12 protein-coding genes are annotated in these 16,368 nt (G+C 65.4%); 9 read left to right on the top strand and 3 right to left on the bottom strand.

All coding sequences use genetic code 11. The features are described 5' to 3' along the window. Positions 1–74 precede the first annotated feature (74 nt). On the bottom strand, positions 75–986 hold the full coding sequence (gene kdgD / locus E4487_RS08355; protein WP_037047142.1) for a 5-dehydro-4-deoxyglucarate dehydratase: 912 nt from the start codon (positions 984–986) through the stop codon (positions 75–77). Between the two features lie 546 nt (positions 987–1,532). Between kdgD and E4487_RS08350 the strand changes: the two genes are divergently transcribed. The 4 genes from E4487_RS08350 (at position 1,533) to E4487_RS08335 (ending at position 6,045) form a co-directional block, all read left to right on the top strand. Continuing rightward, positions 1,533–2,927, top strand: a complete 1,395-nt coding sequence (locus tag E4487_RS08350; RefSeq protein WP_175253123.1) for an enolase C-terminal domain-like protein — start codon at positions 1,533–1,535, stop codon at positions 2,925–2,927. A 34-nt stretch (positions 2,928–2,961) separates the two neighbouring features. Next, positions 2,962–3,939, top strand: a complete 978-nt coding sequence (locus E4487_RS08345; RefSeq protein WP_037047135.1) for a tripartite tricarboxylate transporter substrate binding protein — start codon at positions 2,962–2,964, stop codon at positions 3,937–3,939. A 66-nt stretch (positions 3,940–4,005) separates the two neighbouring features. Next, entirely contained in the window at positions 4,006–4,515 is a 510-nt protein-coding gene (locus tag E4487_RS08340) for a tripartite tricarboxylate transporter TctB family protein (RefSeq protein WP_175253122.1), read from the top strand. A 9-nt stretch (positions 4,516–4,524) separates the two neighbouring features. After that, complete coding sequence (locus E4487_RS08335; protein ID WP_047588753.1) at positions 4,525–6,045, top strand: tripartite tricarboxylate transporter permease; 1,521 nt, start codon at positions 4,525–4,527, stop codon at positions 6,043–6,045. A 57-nt stretch (positions 6,046–6,102) separates the two neighbouring features. Here the strand turns inward: E4487_RS08335 and E4487_RS08330 are convergent, their stop codons facing one another. Further along, positions 6,103–7,248 (bottom strand): mandelate racemase/muconate lactonizing enzyme family protein, encoded by a 1,146-nt coding sequence (locus tag E4487_RS08330; RefSeq protein WP_175253121.1) that lies wholly within the window; start codon positions 7,246–7,248, stop codon positions 6,103–6,105. A 113-nt stretch (positions 7,249–7,361) separates the two neighbouring features. On the opposite strand from E4487_RS08330, the gene E4487_RS08325 reads away from it, so the two are divergent. Further along, positions 7,362–8,267, top strand: a complete 906-nt coding sequence (locus E4487_RS08325) for a LysR family transcriptional regulator (RefSeq protein ID WP_037047125.1) — start codon at positions 7,362–7,364, stop codon at positions 8,265–8,267. 3 nt (positions 8,268–8,270) lie between these two features. On the opposite strand, the gene E4487_RS08320 is transcribed toward E4487_RS08325, so the two are convergent. Next, complete coding sequence (locus E4487_RS08320; RefSeq protein WP_150608527.1) at positions 8,271–9,425, bottom strand: mandelate racemase/muconate lactonizing enzyme family protein; 1,155 nt, start codon at positions 9,423–9,425, stop codon at positions 8,271–8,273. A 309-nt stretch (positions 9,426–9,734) separates the two neighbouring features. Here E4487_RS08320 and E4487_RS08315 point away from each other — a divergent pair, with 309 nt between their 5' ends. From E4487_RS08315 to E4487_RS08300, 4 genes are all read left to right on the top strand, one after another. After that, positions 9,735–11,360 carry a methyl-accepting chemotaxis protein gene (locus tag E4487_RS08315; protein ID WP_037047120.1) on the top strand — a complete coding sequence of 542 codons (1,626 nt, stop codon included), beginning with the start codon at positions 9,735–9,737 and terminating at the stop codon, positions 11,358–11,360. 145 nt (positions 11,361–11,505) lie between these two features. Continuing rightward, complete coding sequence (locus tag E4487_RS08310; RefSeq protein WP_175253120.1) at positions 11,506–12,663, top strand: efflux RND transporter periplasmic adaptor subunit; 1,158 nt, start codon at positions 11,506–11,508, stop codon at positions 12,661–12,663. 193 nt (positions 12,664–12,856) lie between these two features. Beyond that, positions 12,857–15,916 (top strand): multidrug efflux RND transporter permease subunit, encoded by a 3,060-nt coding sequence (locus tag E4487_RS08305; RefSeq protein ID WP_175253119.1) that lies wholly within the window; start codon positions 12,857–12,859, stop codon positions 15,914–15,916. Positions 15,917–16,087: 171 nt separating this feature from the next. Next, positions 16,088–16,315 (top strand): hypothetical protein, encoded by a 228-nt coding sequence (locus E4487_RS08300; protein ID WP_037047109.1) that lies wholly within the window; start codon positions 16,088–16,090, stop codon positions 16,313–16,315. Positions 16,316–16,368: the final 53 nt, after the last annotated feature.

Genomic DNA, 16,368 nt, shown 5'->3' with positions numbered 1-16,368 from the left:
GGTTCGACGAACAGCGGGCCGTTGCCCCGTCGAGGGGACAACGGCATGCAGGGGCCCTAGGGCACCCGTGGCGCTTACTGCGCGCCTTGCGCTTCGATCAGCTTGGCCAGCGCCTCGTATTCTTCCGGCAGCAGGTCGGTCAGCGGCGCACGCACCGGGCCGGCATCGTAGCCGACGATCTTGGCACCGGCCTTGACGATGCTCACGGCGTAACCGGCACGGCGGTTGCGGATATCCAGGTACGGCAGGAAGAAGTCATCGATCAGCTTGCCGACGGTGGCGTGGTCATCGGCGGCAATCGCCTTGTAGAAGGCCATCGCGGTTTTCGGGATGAAGTTGAACACCGCCGACGAATAGACCGGCACACCCAGGGCCTTGTAGGCAGCGGCATAGACTTCAGCTGTCGGCAGGCCGCCGAGGTAGGTCAGACGCTCGCCCAGGCGGCGACGGATCGACACCATCAGCTCGATGTCACCCAGGCCATCCTTGTAGCCGATCAGGTTCGGGCAGCGCTCGGCGACCTGCTCAAGCAGGCTGGCATTGAGGCGGCAGACGTTACGGTTGTAGACCACCACGCCGATGTTCACCGACTTGCACACCTGCTCGACATGAGCGGCGACGCCCTCCTGAGAGGCTTCGGTCAGGTAGTGCGGCAGCAGCAGCAGCCCCTTGGCGCCCAGGCGCTCGGCTTCCTGAGCCATCTGGATGGCCACGCGGGTCGGGCCACCCACGCCGGCGAGGATCGGCACGCTCTTCTCGCAGGTATCCACGGCCGTCTTGATCACGGCGCTGTACTCGCTCGGCGCCAGGGAGAAGAACTCGCCGGTACCACCGGCAGCGAACAGGGCGGATGCACCGTAGGGTGCCAGCCACTCCAGGCGGCGCACGTAGCCCGCCTGATGAAAATCACCGGCAGCATCGAAGTCGGTCACGGGGAAAGACAGCAGACCGGAGGAGAGGATGGACTTAAGTTCTTGTGGATTCATTATGCGAACACCCTGTAAAGCGAGTTGTGAGGAATGACGTCAGCCGCAGCTGTAGAGATACGTTATCGTACAACAACAAAAAAAACACCAGTTTTTATACCCTCCGTTCGTCGCCCATCCCGGCGCCATTTCCCTCATCCCCGGAAAAACCTGCCCTAGACGGCAAAGCCAGACGTAAACAGGTCCCGACCAAGAGGTCAAGGCAGATGGCAACGCAATCATCGAGACGCATGAGGAGCGTTGACAGGCCAGGAACAGGCTGGTACTAATTTCACCAAGTCATACGACAACCTATGACATTCCAATAAAAACAAGCGAGGCCCGGGTCATGTCATCGACCGTCACTGCCGCTCACCTCCTCTGCGCCAGCGCCCGCGCTGCAGCCAGCGATTGCCCGCAGCGTACGTCCCAAGCCGGCTTCGCGGCCATCTTCGCCCCAGCTCTCACGCCTTGCAGCCCTGCGCCCCTGCCGGCCGCGCTGCTCGACTGAACCGCCCCCTTGCCATAGCGGCCGAGGGCCGCGCCCAGTTCGGAGCCCCTGCCAAGATGTACGAAGCCTCCTCCACCAGCACGCCACATGTCATCGAGATGCAGGTCATTCCTGTTGCCGGCCATGACAGCATGCTGCTCAACCTGTGCGGCGCTCACGCCCCCTATTTCACGCGCAACCTGGTGCTGCTCAGGGACAATGCAGGCCGTGTCGGTTGTGGTGAAGTCCCTGGCGGCGAAGGTATCCGCCAGGCGCTGGAGCGCTGCCGCAAGCTGGTGATCGGCCAGCCGGTCGGGCGCTACAACCGCGTGCTCAATCGCCTGCGCCAGGCGATCGCCGGGCCGGGCAAAGGGCCGCAGACCACCCAGCACCAGGTCACCTCGGAATCCGAAGCACGGGTGCTGAAGCAGCCCCACGAAATCAACCTGCGCCTGGACAACGTGATCACCGCCGTCGAGGCGGCCCTGCTCGACCTGCTCGGCCAGCATCTCGACGTCCCCGTCGCCGAGCTGCTCGGCAGCGGTCAGCAGCGCGACCGCGTGCCGATGCTGGCGTACCTCTTCTACATAGGCGAGCGCCAGCGTACCGACCTGCCCTACCTCAGCGGCCAGGGTTCGAGCGATGACTGGTACCACCTGCGCCACCAGGCCGCGCTGACGCCCGAGGCGATCGCCCGCCTGGCCGAAGCCGCGCATGCCCGCTATGGCTTCAACGACTTCAAGCTCAAGGGCGGCGTGATGCACGGCGCCGAAGAGATGGACGCCATCCGCGCGATCAAGGCGCGCTTCCCGGATGCGCGCGTGACCCTCGACCCCAATGGCGCCTGGTCGCTGGAGCAAGCCATCGCCCTGTGCCAGGGCCAGGGTCATGTGCTGGCCTATGCCGAAGACCCCTGCGGGCCGGAGAACGGTTACTCGGGCCGCGAAGTGATGGCCGAGTTCAAGCGCGCCACCGGCATTCCCACCGCCACCAACATGGTCGCCACCGACTGGCGCCAGATGGGCCACTCGCTGCGCCTCGAAGCCGTCGACATCCCGCTGGCCGACCCGCACTTCTGGACCATGCAGGGCGCCGTGCGCCTCGGCCAGGTGTGCGAGGAATTCGGCCTGACCTGGGGCTCGCACTCCAACAACCATTTCGACATTTCCCTGGCCATGTTCACCCATGCGGCAGCCGCCGTACCGGGCCGCGTCACCGCCATCGACACGCACTGGATCTGGCAGGAAGGCAGCGAGCGCCTGACCCGTGAACCCTTGCAGATCGTCGCGGGTCAGGTGGAGGTCCCCGACAAGCCCGGCCTCGGCATCGAGCCGGACATGGACCGGATCATGGCCGCCCACGAGCTTTACAAGAAAGTGGCCAATGGCGCGCGTGACGACGCCATGGCCATGCAGTACCTGGTTCCGGGTTGGCAATACGACCCGAAACGTCCCAGCCTCGGCCGCAACTGACTCAAGCGGCTTTCATCCACACCGGAGTATTCCAATGAAAAAAACATTCCGCGCCTCCCTCCTTTCTGCCCTGGTCGGCATCGGTGCCCTGGTCACCCACGCCGCGACGTTCGCCGATGAGGTCAACTGGCCGACTCGTCCGATCCAGGTGGTGGTCATCGCCAACCCCGGCGGCGACACCGACTTCAATGCCCGCACCATGGCCAAGTACTTCAACCAGATCACCGGCAAGACCATGGTCGTGACCAACGTCGCCGGAGGTGGTGGCACCCTGGCCGCCGAACAGGTCAAGGGCGCCGCAGCGGATGGCAACACCATCCTCTTCACCCACCCGGGCCAGCTGATCGTCAACGAAGTGGCCGGGCTCACCGAAGACAGCTACGAGACCTTCGATATCGCCTGCATCGCCGGCGTCGACAAGAGCACCGTGTTCGTCGCCTCCAAGCAGTCCGGCGTGACCAGCATGCAGGACCTGGTCGACAAGTCGAAAGCCAACCCCGGCAGCATCACCTATGGCACCGAGATGGGCAGCTTCTCGCATATCCAGGGCCTGATGCTGGAGAAACTGACCGGCGCCAAGCTGAAGATGGTCGACGGCGGCACCGTGTCCGACCGCGTGGTCGGTATGCTCGGCGGCCGCCTGGACATGGGCGCGATCACCTACGGTTCGGTGCAGGACTACGTCAAAGGTGGCCAGATGGTCGCCCTGGGCCAGCCCAACGCCGAGCGCAACGCCATGCTGGGCGAGGTGCCGACCCTCAAGGAGCAGGGCCTCGACATCACCATGGACAAGCCCTATGTGGTCGCCTTCCCGAAAGGCACCGACCCGGCCATCGTCAAGAAGATGTCCGACCTGATGAAGCAGATCACCGAAGTGCCCGCGTACGCCGAGGACCTGAAGAAGTTCAAACAGCCGGTATCCTACTTCGCCACCGAGGATGCGAAAGCGATCCTGGCCAAGACCCGCGAAGACTTCATGCAGTTCAAGGATGACCTGCGCAAGGCCAAGTAAGCCCTAACGCAACACCGGCCCGTGTCGATCCGGCCGGTGTTGCACCTCAGAACATCGAGGTACGCGATGAACACCCTGAACAAGAAAGAACTGCTCATTGGCGTCGCCATGCTCGGCGCCAGCCTGGCCTATCTGGTGATGGCCAAACAGCTGCCAGGCCATGAAGGTGTGGACGCCGCCACCGTTCCCACCCTCCTGGCCGGATTCCTGTCGCTGCTGGGCGTCATGCAACTGATCAGCGCCTTCTCCAGCAAACCCCGTGTGGCAGGCGAAACGCCAAGCCAGCCTGCGGGCAAGAACGAAGAGCCGGCACCCGGCATCATCGAACCGAAGACCGTCATCAAGACCCTGCTGCTGATCCTGGGCTACATCGCCCTGCTCGGCCCCATGGGCTTTCCGCTCATGACCGTGGTCTACCTCTACCTGCAGTTCATCGTGCTGACTCCGGTGAGCCAGAAGATCCGCCACCTGAGCTACCTGCTGATTGCCGTGATCAGCTCCGCCGCCATTTTCCTGCTGTTCCGCGAGGCCTTCGACCTGATGCTGCCCGCTGGCCTGCTGAACAACTTCCTCTGAGGATCGACCATGCTCGAATTACTCCAGCAAGGCTTCGGTGCCGTCTTCTCCATCCATATCCTGATGCTGATGGCCGTTGGCGTGGCCATGGGCATCGTCTTCGGTGCCGTACCGGGGCTGTCCGCCACCATGGCGGTGGCGCTGTGCCTGCCGCTGACCTTCACCATGGGACCGCAGGCGGGCCTTTCGCTGCTGGTGGCGCTGTTCATCGGGGCGACCTCGGGCGGTCTGATCTCGGCGATCCTGCTGAAGATTCCCGGAACGCCCTCCTCCATCGCCACGGTATTCGACGGCGGCCCGCTGATGGAGAAAGGCGAAGGGGTCAAGGCACTCGGTGTCGGCATCGTCTTCTCCTTTCTCGGCACCATCTTCAGCATCGTCGCGCTGATGTTCATCGCGCCGCAGCTGGCCAAGGTGGCGCTGAGTTTCGGCCCGCACGAATACTTCGCCATCGCCGTATTCTCCCTGACCCTGATCGCCACCCTGTCGGCCGGTTCCATGGTCAAGGGCCTGTTCGCCGGCGCCCTGGGGATCGCCGTCTCCACGGTCGGCATTGCCCCCGTGGAGGCCATCCGCCGCTTCACCTTCGGCATCAATGAACTCAACGGTGGCTTTTCCATGCTCACCGTGATGATCGGCATGTTCGCCGTGGCCGAGATCATCAAGCTTGCCGAGAGCGGTCGCCATGCGGTGCAGGGCAAGGCCAGGTCGGTGAGCATGAAGAACATCAAGGGCTTCGGTTTCTCGCTCAAGGAGTTCCGCGAGCAACTGCCCAACGCCGCCCGCTCCGGAGCGATCGGCCTGGGCATCGGCATCCTCCCCGGCATCGGCGCCGGCACCTCCAACCTGGTGTCCTACATCATCGCCAAGAAGCGCGCCAAGGATGGTGATACCTACGGCAAGGGCAACATCGGCGGCGTGGTGGCCAGCGAAACGGCCAACAATGCCGGGGTCGGTGGCGCCATGATGCCGCTGATGACCCTGGGCATCCCCGGCGACACCGTGACCGCGATCATGCTCGGCGGCTTCCTGATCCACGGCATCCAGCCCGGTCCGCTGCTGTTCATCAGCCAGGGGCCGCTGGTGTACACCATCTTCGCCGCGCTGATCGTCGCCACCTGCATGATGCTGTTCATGGAGTTCTACGGCCTGCGCCTGTTCATCAAGCTGCTCGACGTGCCCAAGCACATCCTCCTGCCGATCATCCTGGTGCTCTGCGTGGTCGGTGCCTTCGGCCTGTCCAGCCGCCTGTTCGATGTCTGGTCGATCCTGCTGTTCGGCCTGCTCGGCTACGGCTTCGTCAAGGCCGGCATGCCGGCGGCGCCGTTCATCATCGGCTTCATCCTCGGGCCGATGGCGGAGACCAACCTGCGCCGGGGCCTGATGCTGTCGGACGGCAACTTCGCCGACTTCTTCACCAACCCCATCGCCGGCACCTTCCTCGGCCTGGCCCTGGCATTCGTGCTCTGGCAGGTGTTCAGCGCGCTGCGCCCGAAGCCCAGCGCGATCAACGAGATCCTCCGCACCTGACGCCTGCGAGGGGCGCGGAAGGGGTCGCCGACGCGGGTTGGCGACCCCTTCTGTCGTTCAGCGGCGCTGCCCGAAAGCCTGTTGCGCCAGCGTCCAGCCGGCGACCCGCTCACTGAGCGTCAGCCCCAGCCCCGGGCGCATCGGCACCTGCATGCAGCCATCGGCGATCTGCAGACGCTCCTCGAACAGCGGCTCCAGCCATTCGAAGTGCTCGACCCAGGTGGCGTGCTCGTAGGCGGCCGCCAGGTGGATGTGGATCTCCATGACGAAATGCGGCGCCATGACCATGCCGCGCCGGCGCGCCGCCTCGGCCACCTGCAGGAATGGCGTGATCCCACCGACACGCGGGGCGTCGTGCATGATCACGTCCACCGCGCCCTGCTCGACGTAGGCACAGGCCTCGGCCGCGCTGCTGAGCATCTCGCCGCTGCCAACCGGCGTGACCAGCTGCGCCGACAGCGCAGCATGCCCCGCCAGATCGTGGGCGTCCAGCGGCTCCTCGATCCACACCAGGTTCAGCTCCTCCAGCGCCTTGCCCATGCGCAGCGCCGTGGTGCGGTCCCACTGCTGGTTGACGTCGACCATCAGCGCGACGTCATCGCCCAGCGCCCGGCGCAAGGCCTGCACGCGGCACAGGTCTGCGGCCTGGTCCGGCTGGCCGACCTTGAGCTTGACCCCACCGATGCCGCGCGCCAGCGACTGGCCGGCACGCTCGATGATCTCCTCGATGGGGGCCTGCAGGTAGCCTCCGGAGGTGTTGTAGCAAGGCACCGCCTCGCGCTGGGCGCCGAGCAGCTTGGCCAGCGGCAGCCCCGCACGGCGCGCCTTGAGATCCCACAACGCGCTGTCGAACGCCGCGATGGTCTGCACCGCCAGGCCGCTGCGACCGATGGAGGCGCTGGCCCAGCTCAGCTTGCTCCACAGCCGGGCGATATCGTTGGGGTCCTCGCCGATCAGCAGCGGCGCCAGCTCCAGCGCCTGTGCGTACTGCGCCGGGCCGCCGGTACGCAGGGTGTAGGTGAACCCCAGGCCGTGCTGGCCCTGTTCCGTCTGCAGCTCGACGAACAGCAGGCTGACAGCCGCCAGCGGCAACTGACGCCCGGTGGACACCTTGGCATCGCTCACCGCCCGCGCCAGTGGCAGTTCGACGGAACGCAGACCGACCCAGCGCACGGGGTCGGGGTTGTAACGCTTGATACCCATCCTCTTCTCCTCGATCAGGGCCGGCAAGGCAGCGCCGGCCCGTCGATGATGGACGCGAGAATTGATACAGGTCTAATCTACTTATCAACTCCATTGATACCTGAATTAGATCAATGTTCGACCTGTCCCAGCTGCGCTGCTTCACCACCCTGGCGGCGGAACTGAACTTCCGCCGCGCCGCCGAACGCCTGCACATGACCCAGCCACCGCTGAGTCGGCAGATCCAGCTGCTCGAGCATCAGCTCGGCGTCAGCCTGTTCACCCGCAGCACGCGCTCGGTGGCGCTGACGGCGGCTGGCCGGGCCTTCTTCGTCGAAGCCCAGGCCCTGCTCGACCAGGCCCACCGTGCGGCACAGAGCGCCCGCCTGGCGGCCATCGGCGAAAGCGGTTCGCTGAACATCAGCTTCGTCGCCAGTGCGGTCTACGACCTGCTGCCGCACGCCGTGAGTTGCGCCAGGCGCGAGCGCCCCGGCGTGGAGATCGCCTTGCTGGAGATGAGCACCTTCGAGCAGGTGCAGGCCCTGCGCGCCCGCCGCGTCGACCTGGCCATCGTGCGGGCGCCCCTGCAACAGCCCGGTCTGAACAGCGAATGCCTGCTGCGCGAACCCTTCGTCCTGGCCGTGCCGGCCGAGCATCCCCTGGCCCACGCACGGCAACCGAAGGTGCAGATGCTGCATGAGCAGCCGTTCATTCTTTATGCCCATACCGCGTGGCAGCCGTTCAACGAACTGCATACCGGCCTGTTCCGGGCCAGCGGTATCCAGCCGCAGTTCGTCCAGTCGCTGGGCTCGACCCTGGCCATCCTGTCGCTGGTCAACGCTGGCATGGGGCTGGCACTGGTGCCGCGCAGCGCCAGCGCCATTCGCTTCGCACAGGTGCGCTTTCGCGACCTGGCGCTGCCCGCCGGAATCTGCGGCGAACTGCACCTGGCCTGGCGCGACGACAATGACAACCCCGCGCTGCCCGCCGTGCTCGAGGCCGTGCGCCAGGCGGCGCGCGACCTCCATCCGCAAACCTGAGCCTCAGGCGCGCTGGCCGACCTCGGCCTGCTGCACCGTCCAGCCCGCGACCTGCTCGCTGAGGCTCAGCCCCAGCCCCGGACGGTTCGGCACCCGCATGCGCCCGTCCTGGATCTCCAGGCGCTCGTTGAACAGCGGCTCCAGCCACTCGAAGTGCTCGACCCAGGGCTCGCGGACATGGGTGGCCGCCAGGTGCACGTGCAGTTCCATGGCGAAGTGCGGCGCCAGGCTCATGCCGGCCTGCTCGGCCAGCGTCTGTATGCGCAGGTAGGGGGTGATGCCGCCGACGCGCGGCGCATCGGGCATGAGGAAGTCGGCGCCACGCTGGCGGATGAACTCCCAGTGCTCGGCTGGGCTGGTGAGCATCTCGCCGGTGGCGATCGGCGTATCGAACTGACGCACCAGCTCGGCATGGCCTTCGGCGTCGTAGCAATCCAGCGGCTCCTCGATCCAGATCAGGTCGAAGGGTTCGAGGCGGCGGCACATGCGACGGGCCAGCGGCCGGTCCCACTGCTGGTTGGCATCGACCATCAGCGGGAAGCTCTCGCCCAGGTGCTCGCGCACCGTGCTGACGCGGTGGATATCCAGCGCCCAGTCGGGCTGGCCGACCTTGAGCTTGATGCCACCGATACCCTTCTCGCGGGAGAGCTCGGTGTTCTTCAGCAACTGCTCGAGCGGCGTATGCAGGAAACCGCCGGAGGTGTTGTAGCAGCGCACCGAGTCACGCTGCGCGCCCAGCAGACGCGCCAGCGAAAGGCCTGCGCGACGCGCCTTGAGGTCCCACAGGGCGACGTCGAAGGCGCCGATGGCCTGCGTCGCCAGCCCGCTGCGGCCGACCGAGGCGCCGGCCCAGCAAAGCTTGTCCCAGAGCCTGGCGATATCACTGGGGTTCTCGCCGATCAGGTTCGGCGCCACTTCCAGGGCGTGGGCGAACTGGCCGGGACCACCGGCGCGCTTGGAGTAGCTGAAACCCAGGCCGCGATGACCGTCGCGGGTTTCGATCTCGGCGATCAGGATGGCGATCTCGGTCATCGGCTTCTGCCGTCCTGTGAGCACCTTGGCATCGCTGATCGGGTTGGCCAGCGGCAACGCCACGGAGCGCAGGTTCAGCCAGGTGATACGGTCGTCGTCGGCATGTGGAATGGAGCGTTCGGTCATTGCGTGTTCCTCGTGCTGGACCCCGGCGCCCCGGATGGGCCGCCAGAAAATGGGCAACCCGAGCCAGATTATGATGATTGCGCAATCATTCAAGCACCCGTCAGAGCAGGTCCTGACCGCCTGCTCTGACCCGGGTCGACGCAACAATCCGATGAAAGCAAAGTGCCATCTCAAAATGACCTGTCTATACTCCAGCCATCGGCCTCCCTCAGGCCGGTACAACGCCAGGAGAGAGGGATATCCATAAGACTGACATCTGCGACCGTCAGGCTGGCAAACCCCAACGCTAGACCTCCGAGGCATGCCACCATGTTTCTGCAAAAATCTCTGCGCGCGCAGATTCTCGCCCTGCTCGGCGGCAGCCTGGCGCTGATCCTCATCACTGCCCTGGCCTGTTTCAGCTTTCTCTCCAACGGCATTCATTCCTACCGTGGCCTGCTCGATGGCCCGGTGGAGTCCTCGCGCCTGATCGACTCCGCCAACGTCGAGTTCAAGATCCAGGTGCAGGAATGGAAGAACGTGCTCCTGCGTGGTCAGGACAGCGCCAACCTGCAACGCTACTGGAGCCAGTTCGAAGAACAGGAGCGCAAGGTGCAGGACATCCTCGGCAAACTGGTTCAGGTAGCCGCTGCCGACCCGGCCCTGAAACAGCAGGTCGAACGCCTGCGCAGCGAGCACCAGGCACTCGGCGCCAACTACCGCAAGGGCCGTGACGCCTTCGTCGCTGCCGGTGCCGACGCCAAGGCCGGCGACGCGGCGGTCAAGGGCATCGACCGCGATGCCAGCGACCAGATGACCGCGCTGGTCGAGCAACTGCGGCAGAACAGCCTGAGCCAGGCCGAACAGATCAACAGCAGCGCCACTCGCACCATTCTCAGCGGCACCATCGTGATGCTCGGCGCCGCCCTGGTCATCGCGGTGTTCAGCCTGTGGCTGGTCAACCGCAACCTGATCATCCCCATTCGCCATCTGATCGGTCACGTCGACCAGCTCAGCCACGGCCAGTTCGGACAACGTGTGGAGAGCACCCGCCAGGACGAGCTGGGCCTGCTCGCACGTGCCGCCAACAAGTTGCGTGATTTCCTCGCCAGCACCACCGAGCGCCTGCACCACAGCACGCAGAACCTCGACAACGCCAGCAGCGAGTTGAACGCCATCGCCTCGCGCATGACCGAAGGCGTCAGCGAGCAGTTCGAGCGTACCGATCAGGTCGCCACGGCCATGCACGAGATGTCCGCTACCGCGCAGGAGGTGGCCCGCCACGCTGCCGACGCCGCCCATGCGGCCAACGATGCCGACGACTCCGCACGCCAGGGCGGCGCGGTGATGCAATCGACCATCGCCACCATCACCGACATCCGTGGCGAAATCGCCAGTACCGCCGAGGTGATCCGCCGCCTGGAGAACGACAGCGGCCGTATCGGCAAGGTGCTCGAAGTGATCCGCGGGATTGCCGAACAGACCAACCTGCTGGCCCTCAACGCTGCCATCGAGGCCGCCCGTGCCGGCGAGCAGGGTCGCGGCTTCGCGGTGGTCGCCGACGAGGTGCGTCACCTGGCCCAGCGCACGGCCGAGTCCACGGCGGAGATCAACCAGATCATCGACACCGTGCAGACCGGAGCGCTGAATGCGGTGCGCGCCATCGAAAGCGGCCAGCAGCGCAGCGAACAGGGGGTGACCCAGGTCACCGAGGCCGGTGCCATGCTGCAGCGCATCACCGACGCGGTGGAGGCGATCCGTGACATGAACCATCAGATCGCCACCGCCGCCGAGGAGCAGACCTCGGTGGCCGAGGACATCTCGCGCAACCTCACCGAGCTGACCGCCATCGCCAGCGCCAACCAGGACAACGTCGAGCGCACGCAGATGGCCAGTCACAACCTGCGCGAAATGTCCGGGGAACTGGGCGACGTCACCCGCCGCCTGGGCTCCTGAGCCCTTCCCGCATGCCGGCGCAGGGATGCGCCGGCCAACTGTTCGAGCAAACTTGACGAGACGCTTTGACAGCGGCGGTATCTGGCACTAAGGTCCCCTTCTTGCCTATTCCCAGGCCTCCCCCTGCTCGCCAAGGAAACGGAATATGTTGCTCCGTCGCATGCTCATCATGCTCGGCGTCGTACTGCTCGTGGTACTCGCCCTCGCCGCCTACAAAGGCTTCTCCATCTACCAGCAGATCCAGATGTTCTCGGCCCCGCAGCCGGCCATCAGCGTGTCCGCAGCGCATGCCGAAGAGCAGCCGTGGCAAGGCCGCCTGCCCGCCATCGGCACCCTCAAGGCATTCCAGGGCGTCGACCTTGCCGCAGAAGTGGAAGGCATCGTGCGCGACGTGATGTTCGAGTCCGGGCAGAAAGTGACCCAGGGCCAGCCGCTGATCCAGCTCGACAGCGAAGTGGAGCGCGCCAGCCTGGCCACCGCCGAGGCCGAACGCAGCCTGGCGCAGGTCGAGTTCGAGCGCGGACGCAGCCTGGTCAGCCGGCAGAACATCTCCAAGAGCGAGTTCGACCGCCTGTCCTCGACCCTGCAGAAGGCCAGCGCCAGCGTCGCCCAGTTCAAGGCGCAGCTGGAGAAGAAGCGCATCAGTGCGCCATTCGCCGGCACCATCGGTATCCGTCAGGTCGACACCGGCGACTACCTCTCGCCAGGCGCCACCATCGCCACCCTGCAGGACCTGTCACGCCTGCATGTCGACTTCTTCCTCCCGGAGCAGCGTGCGCCGCAGCTGCAGGTCGGTCAGCCGGTCAAGCTGAGCGTCGCCGCCTATCCGGGGCAGTCCTTCGACGGTCGCATCAGCGCGATCAACCCCAAGGTGGAGAACGAGACGCGCAACCTGCAGGTGCGTGCCACGCTGAACAACCCGGACGAGAAACTGCTGCCGGGCATGTTCGCCAACCTGGAAGTGCTGCTGCCGGATGACCAGCCGCGCGTCGTGGTCCCGGAAACCGCCATCACCTACACCCTGTACGGCAACTCGGTGTACGTCATCGCCGAGAAGAAGGGCGAGGACGGCGAACCGGTCAAGGATGCCGACGGCACCACGCAACTGGCCGTCGAACGCCGCTTCGTCGAGACCGGCGAGCGCCGTGACGGTCGCGTAGTGGTCAGCAAGGGCCTGCAGGCCGGCGAGCAGGTGGTCACCTCCGGCCAGCTCAAGCTGGACAACGGTGCCCACGTGGCCATCGTCGACGACCAGGCGCAGCAGCTCGGGACAGACGAACCGGCTGACGTCACTGCGCAGTGACTTCGCCTCCGTTGTAATGCTGTTCGATTGAGCGTGCGTCGCGCCGGGCCCCTCCGCGGAGGGACCCGACGAGGGGAAACGGGTAGCGCCACGATGCTCCCGTACCCCGGCCCCTCCCCACGAACGGGGAGCGGCGCGGAACGTGCGCAACTGTTGATAGACAGGCCGCCGCAGGGCGGCCAAGGAAACCCTTATGGCTTTTACCGATCCCTTCATCCGCCGCCCGGTGCTGGCCACCGTGGTCAGCCTGCTGATCGTCCTGCTCGGTTTCCAGGCGTTCAGCAAGCTGGTCATCCGCCAGTACCCGCAGATGGAGAATGCCCTGATCACGGTGACCACCTCCTACCCCGGAGCCAACGCCGAGACCATCCAGGGCTACATCACCCAGCCCCTGCAGCAGAGCCTGGCCAGCGCCGAAGGCATCGACTACATGACCTCGTCGAGCCAGCAGAACCTGTCCACGATCTCCATCTACGCGCGTATCGGCGCCAACAGCGACCGCCTGTTCACCGAACTGCTGGCCAAGGCCAACGAGGTGAAGAACCAGCTGCCGCAGGATGCCGAGGACCCGGTGCTGTCGAAGGAGGCCGCCGACGCCTCGGCGCTGATGTACGTCAGCTTCTACAGCGACGAGCTGTCCAACCCGCAGATCACCGACTACCTGTCGCGCGTGATCCAGCCCAAGCTGGCCACCCTGTCCGGCATGGCCGAGGCGCAGATCCTCGGCAACCAGGTGTTCGCCATGCGCCTGTGGCTGGACCCGGTGAAGATGGCTGCCTATGGCGTTACCGCCGGCGACCTCAACAGCGCGGTGCGCAAGTACAACTTCCTCTCCGCCGCCGGCGAGGTGAAGGGCCAGTACGTGGTCACCAGCATCAACGCCAGCACCGACCTGAAGTCGGTCGACGCCTTCGGTGCCATCCCGGTGAAGACGGTCGGCGACACCCGCGTGCTGGTGCGTGACATCGCCCGCGTGGAGATGGGCGCGGCCAACTACGACTCGATCAGCTCCTTCGATGGCATCCCCTCGGTGTACATCGCCATCAAGGGCACCCCCAGCGCCAACCCGCTGGACGTGATCAAGGAAGTGCGCAAGGCCCTGCCCGAGCTGGAAGCGCAGCTACCGCCGAACCTCAAGGTGGCCATCGCCTACGACGCCACCCAGTTCATCCAGGCCTCCATCGACGAAGTGGTGAAGACCCTGGCCGAGGCCGTGCTGATCGTCATCGTCGTGGTGTTCCTGTTCCTCGGCGCCTTCCGTTCGGTCCTGATCCCGGTGGTGACCATTCCGCTGTCGATGATCGGCGTGCTGTTCTTCATGCAGCTGATGGGCTACTCGATCAACCTGCTGACTCTGCTGGCCATGGTGCTGGCCATCGGCCTGGTGGTGGACGACGCCATCGTCGTGGTGGAGAACATCCACCGCCACATCGAGGAAGGCAAGACCCCCTTCGATGCCGCCATCGAGGGCGCCCGCGAGATCGCCGTGCCGGTGATCTCGATGACCATCACCCTGGCCGCCGTGTACGCGCCGATCGGCTTCCTCGAAGGCCTGACGGGGGCGCTGTTCAAGGAGTTCGCCCTGACCCTGGCCGGTGCGGTGATCATCTCAGGTATCGTCGCCCTGACCCTGTCGCCGATGATGTGCGCCAAGCTGCTGCGCCACGAGGAAAACCCCTCGGGCCTGGCCCATCGCCTGGACATGATCTTCGACAAGCTCAAGCAGCGTTACCAGAAGATGCTGCACGGCACCCTCAACACCCGTCCGGTGGTGGTGGTGTTCGGCCTGATCGTCATGGCGCTGATCCCGGTGCTGCTCAGTTTCACCCAGAGCGAACTGGCGCCCGAGGAAGATCAGGGCATCGTGTTCCTCTTCGCCAACGCACCGCAGCCGACCAACCTCGACTACGTCAACGCCTACACCAACCAGTTCGTGGAGATCTTCAAGACCTTCCCCGAGTACTACTCGTCGTTCCAGATCAACGGCTTCGACGGTGTGCAGTCGGGCATCGGCGGCTTCCTGCTGACGCCCTGGGACGAGCGCGACCGCACGCAGATGGAGATTCTTCCCGAGGTGCAGGCCAAGCTGAACCATATCCCCGGCCTGCAGATCTTCGGCTTCAACCTGCCGTCGCTGCCGGGTACCGGTGAAGGCCTGCCGTTCCAGTTCGTGATCAACACGCCGAACGACTACGAGTCGCTGCTGCAGGTGGCCGAGCGGGTCAAGGCGCGTGCGCAGGAGTCGGGCAAGTTCGCCTTCCTCAACATCGACCTGGCCTTCGACAAGCCGGAGATCGTGGTCGACATCGACCGCGAGAAGGCCGCGCAGATGGGCGTGTCCATGGAGGACCTCGGCAGCACCCTGGCCAGCCTGCTCGGCGAAGGCGAGATCAACCGCTTCACCATCGACGGCCGCAGCTACAAGGTGATCGCCCAGGTCGAGCGCGCCTACCGCGAGAATCCGGGCTGGCTGGACAACTACTACGTGCGCAGCGAGAGCGGCAGCATGGTCCCGCTGGGTACGCTGATCACCCTCAGCGATCGCGCCCGACCGACCAAGCTCAAGCAGTTCCAGCAGCTCAACTCGGCAATCATCGAGGGCGTGGCCATCGTCAGCCAGGGCGAGGCCATCGACACCATCACCGCCATCGCCCGGGAAGAAGCGCCACGCGGCTACAGCTTCGACTACGCCGGTGCCTCGCGTCAGTATATCCAGGAAGGCAGCGCGCTGTTCGTCACCTTCGCCCTGGCGCTGGCGATCATCTTCCTGGTGCTGGCGGCGCAGTTCGAAAGCTTCCGTGACCCGCTGGTGATCCTGGTGACCGTGCCGCTGTCGATCTGCGGCGCGCTGATCCCGATCTTCCTCGGTTTCTCGACGATGAACATCTACACCCAGGTGGGCCTGGTGACGCTGATCGGCCTGATCAGCAAGCACGGCATCCTCATCGTCGAGTTCGCCAACCAGCTGCGCCACGAGAAGGACCTGCCCCTGCGCGAGGCCATCGAGGAGGCCGCGGCGATCCGCCTGCGCCCGGTCCTGATGACCACTGCCGCGATGGTGTTCGGCATGCTGCCGCTGATCTTCGCCACCGGTGCCGGTGCGGTGAGCCGCTTCGACATCGGCCTGGTGATCGCCACCGGCATGAGCGTCGGCACCCTGTTCACCCTGTTCGTCCTGCCCTGCGTCTACAGCCTGCTGGCCAAGCCGGACGCGCAGCCACAGGCGCAGGCCGAGGCCTCGCCCGCTCACTGATCGCCCCATGGGAGGGCTCCGGCTGCGCCTGTCGCGGCCAGAGCCTTCCCGTCGGCCCCCCTGCCAGCCAGCTGCTGATTCACCCAACCGACAGAAGGTCGCAATTAATCCTTGCTATTTGCGTAATAGGAATTATTCTCAGTTACGTAAAGACGGCCAAGGAGAACTGCCATGACCTACCTGATCGATGCCTGGCTGGATCGGCCACATCCCTACCTGCGTATCCTCAACCGCCAGACCGGCGAAGTCTGCGCCGTGCTGGAAGAAGATGCGCTGGACGAGCTGCGTGACCAGGGTGACCTGGACCTGCATGAACTGAGTTCGAGCGAGCCCATCGTGCTCAAGGAGCTGGTGCGCAGCCTGTTCCTGTTCTGCTATGCCAGGGCCTTGCGACCCTGAGCGACACGTCGAGCGCCAGCCCTGGCGCCAAAACGCAAACGGGGCGCCCTGTC

Origin of the sequence: Pseudomonas sp. BMW13 (genome assembly GCF_013357275.1) — a bacterium.
Classification (GTDB): Bacteria; Pseudomonadota; Gammaproteobacteria; order Pseudomonadales; family Pseudomonadaceae; genus Aquipseudomonas; species Aquipseudomonas khazarica.
This window is presented reverse-complemented; position numbering and strand designations above follow the sequence as displayed.

Excerpts from the sequence above, each read along its gene's own strand:
- kdgD (WP_037047142.1), bottom strand. The coding sequence starts at position 986 with ATGAATCCACAAGAACTTAAGTCCATCCTCTCCTCCGGTCTGCTGTCT.
- E4487_RS08350 (WP_175253123.1), top strand. The coding sequence starts at position 1,533 with ATGTACGAAGCCTCCTCCACCAGCACGCCACATGTCATCGAGATGCAG.
- E4487_RS08345 (WP_037047135.1), top strand. The coding sequence starts at position 2,962 with ATGAAAAAAACATTCCGCGCCTCCCTCCTTTCTGCCCTGGTCGGCATC.
- E4487_RS08340 (WP_175253122.1), top strand. The coding sequence starts at position 4,006 with ATGAACACCCTGAACAAGAAAGAACTGCTCATTGGCGTCGCCATGCTC.
- E4487_RS08335 (WP_047588753.1), top strand. The coding sequence starts at position 4,525 with ATGCTCGAATTACTCCAGCAAGGCTTCGGTGCCGTCTTCTCCATCCAT.
- E4487_RS08330 (WP_175253121.1), bottom strand. The coding sequence starts at position 7,248 with ATGGGTATCAAGCGTTACAACCCCGACCCCGTGCGCTGGGTCGGTCTG.
- E4487_RS08325 (WP_037047125.1), top strand. The coding sequence starts at position 7,362 with ATGTTCGACCTGTCCCAGCTGCGCTGCTTCACCACCCTGGCGGCGGAA.
- E4487_RS08320 (WP_150608527.1), bottom strand. The coding sequence starts at position 9,425 with ATGACCGAACGCTCCATTCCACATGCCGACGACGACCGTATCACCTGG.
- E4487_RS08315 (WP_037047120.1), top strand. The coding sequence starts at position 9,735 with ATGTTTCTGCAAAAATCTCTGCGCGCGCAGATTCTCGCCCTGCTCGGC.
- E4487_RS08310 (WP_175253120.1), top strand. The coding sequence starts at position 11,506 with ATGTTGCTCCGTCGCATGCTCATCATGCTCGGCGTCGTACTGCTCGTG.
- E4487_RS08305 (WP_175253119.1), top strand. The coding sequence starts at position 12,857 with ATGGCTTTTACCGATCCCTTCATCCGCCGCCCGGTGCTGGCCACCGTG.
- E4487_RS08300 (WP_037047109.1), top strand. The coding sequence starts at position 16,088 with ATGACCTACCTGATCGATGCCTGGCTGGATCGGCCACATCCCTACCTG.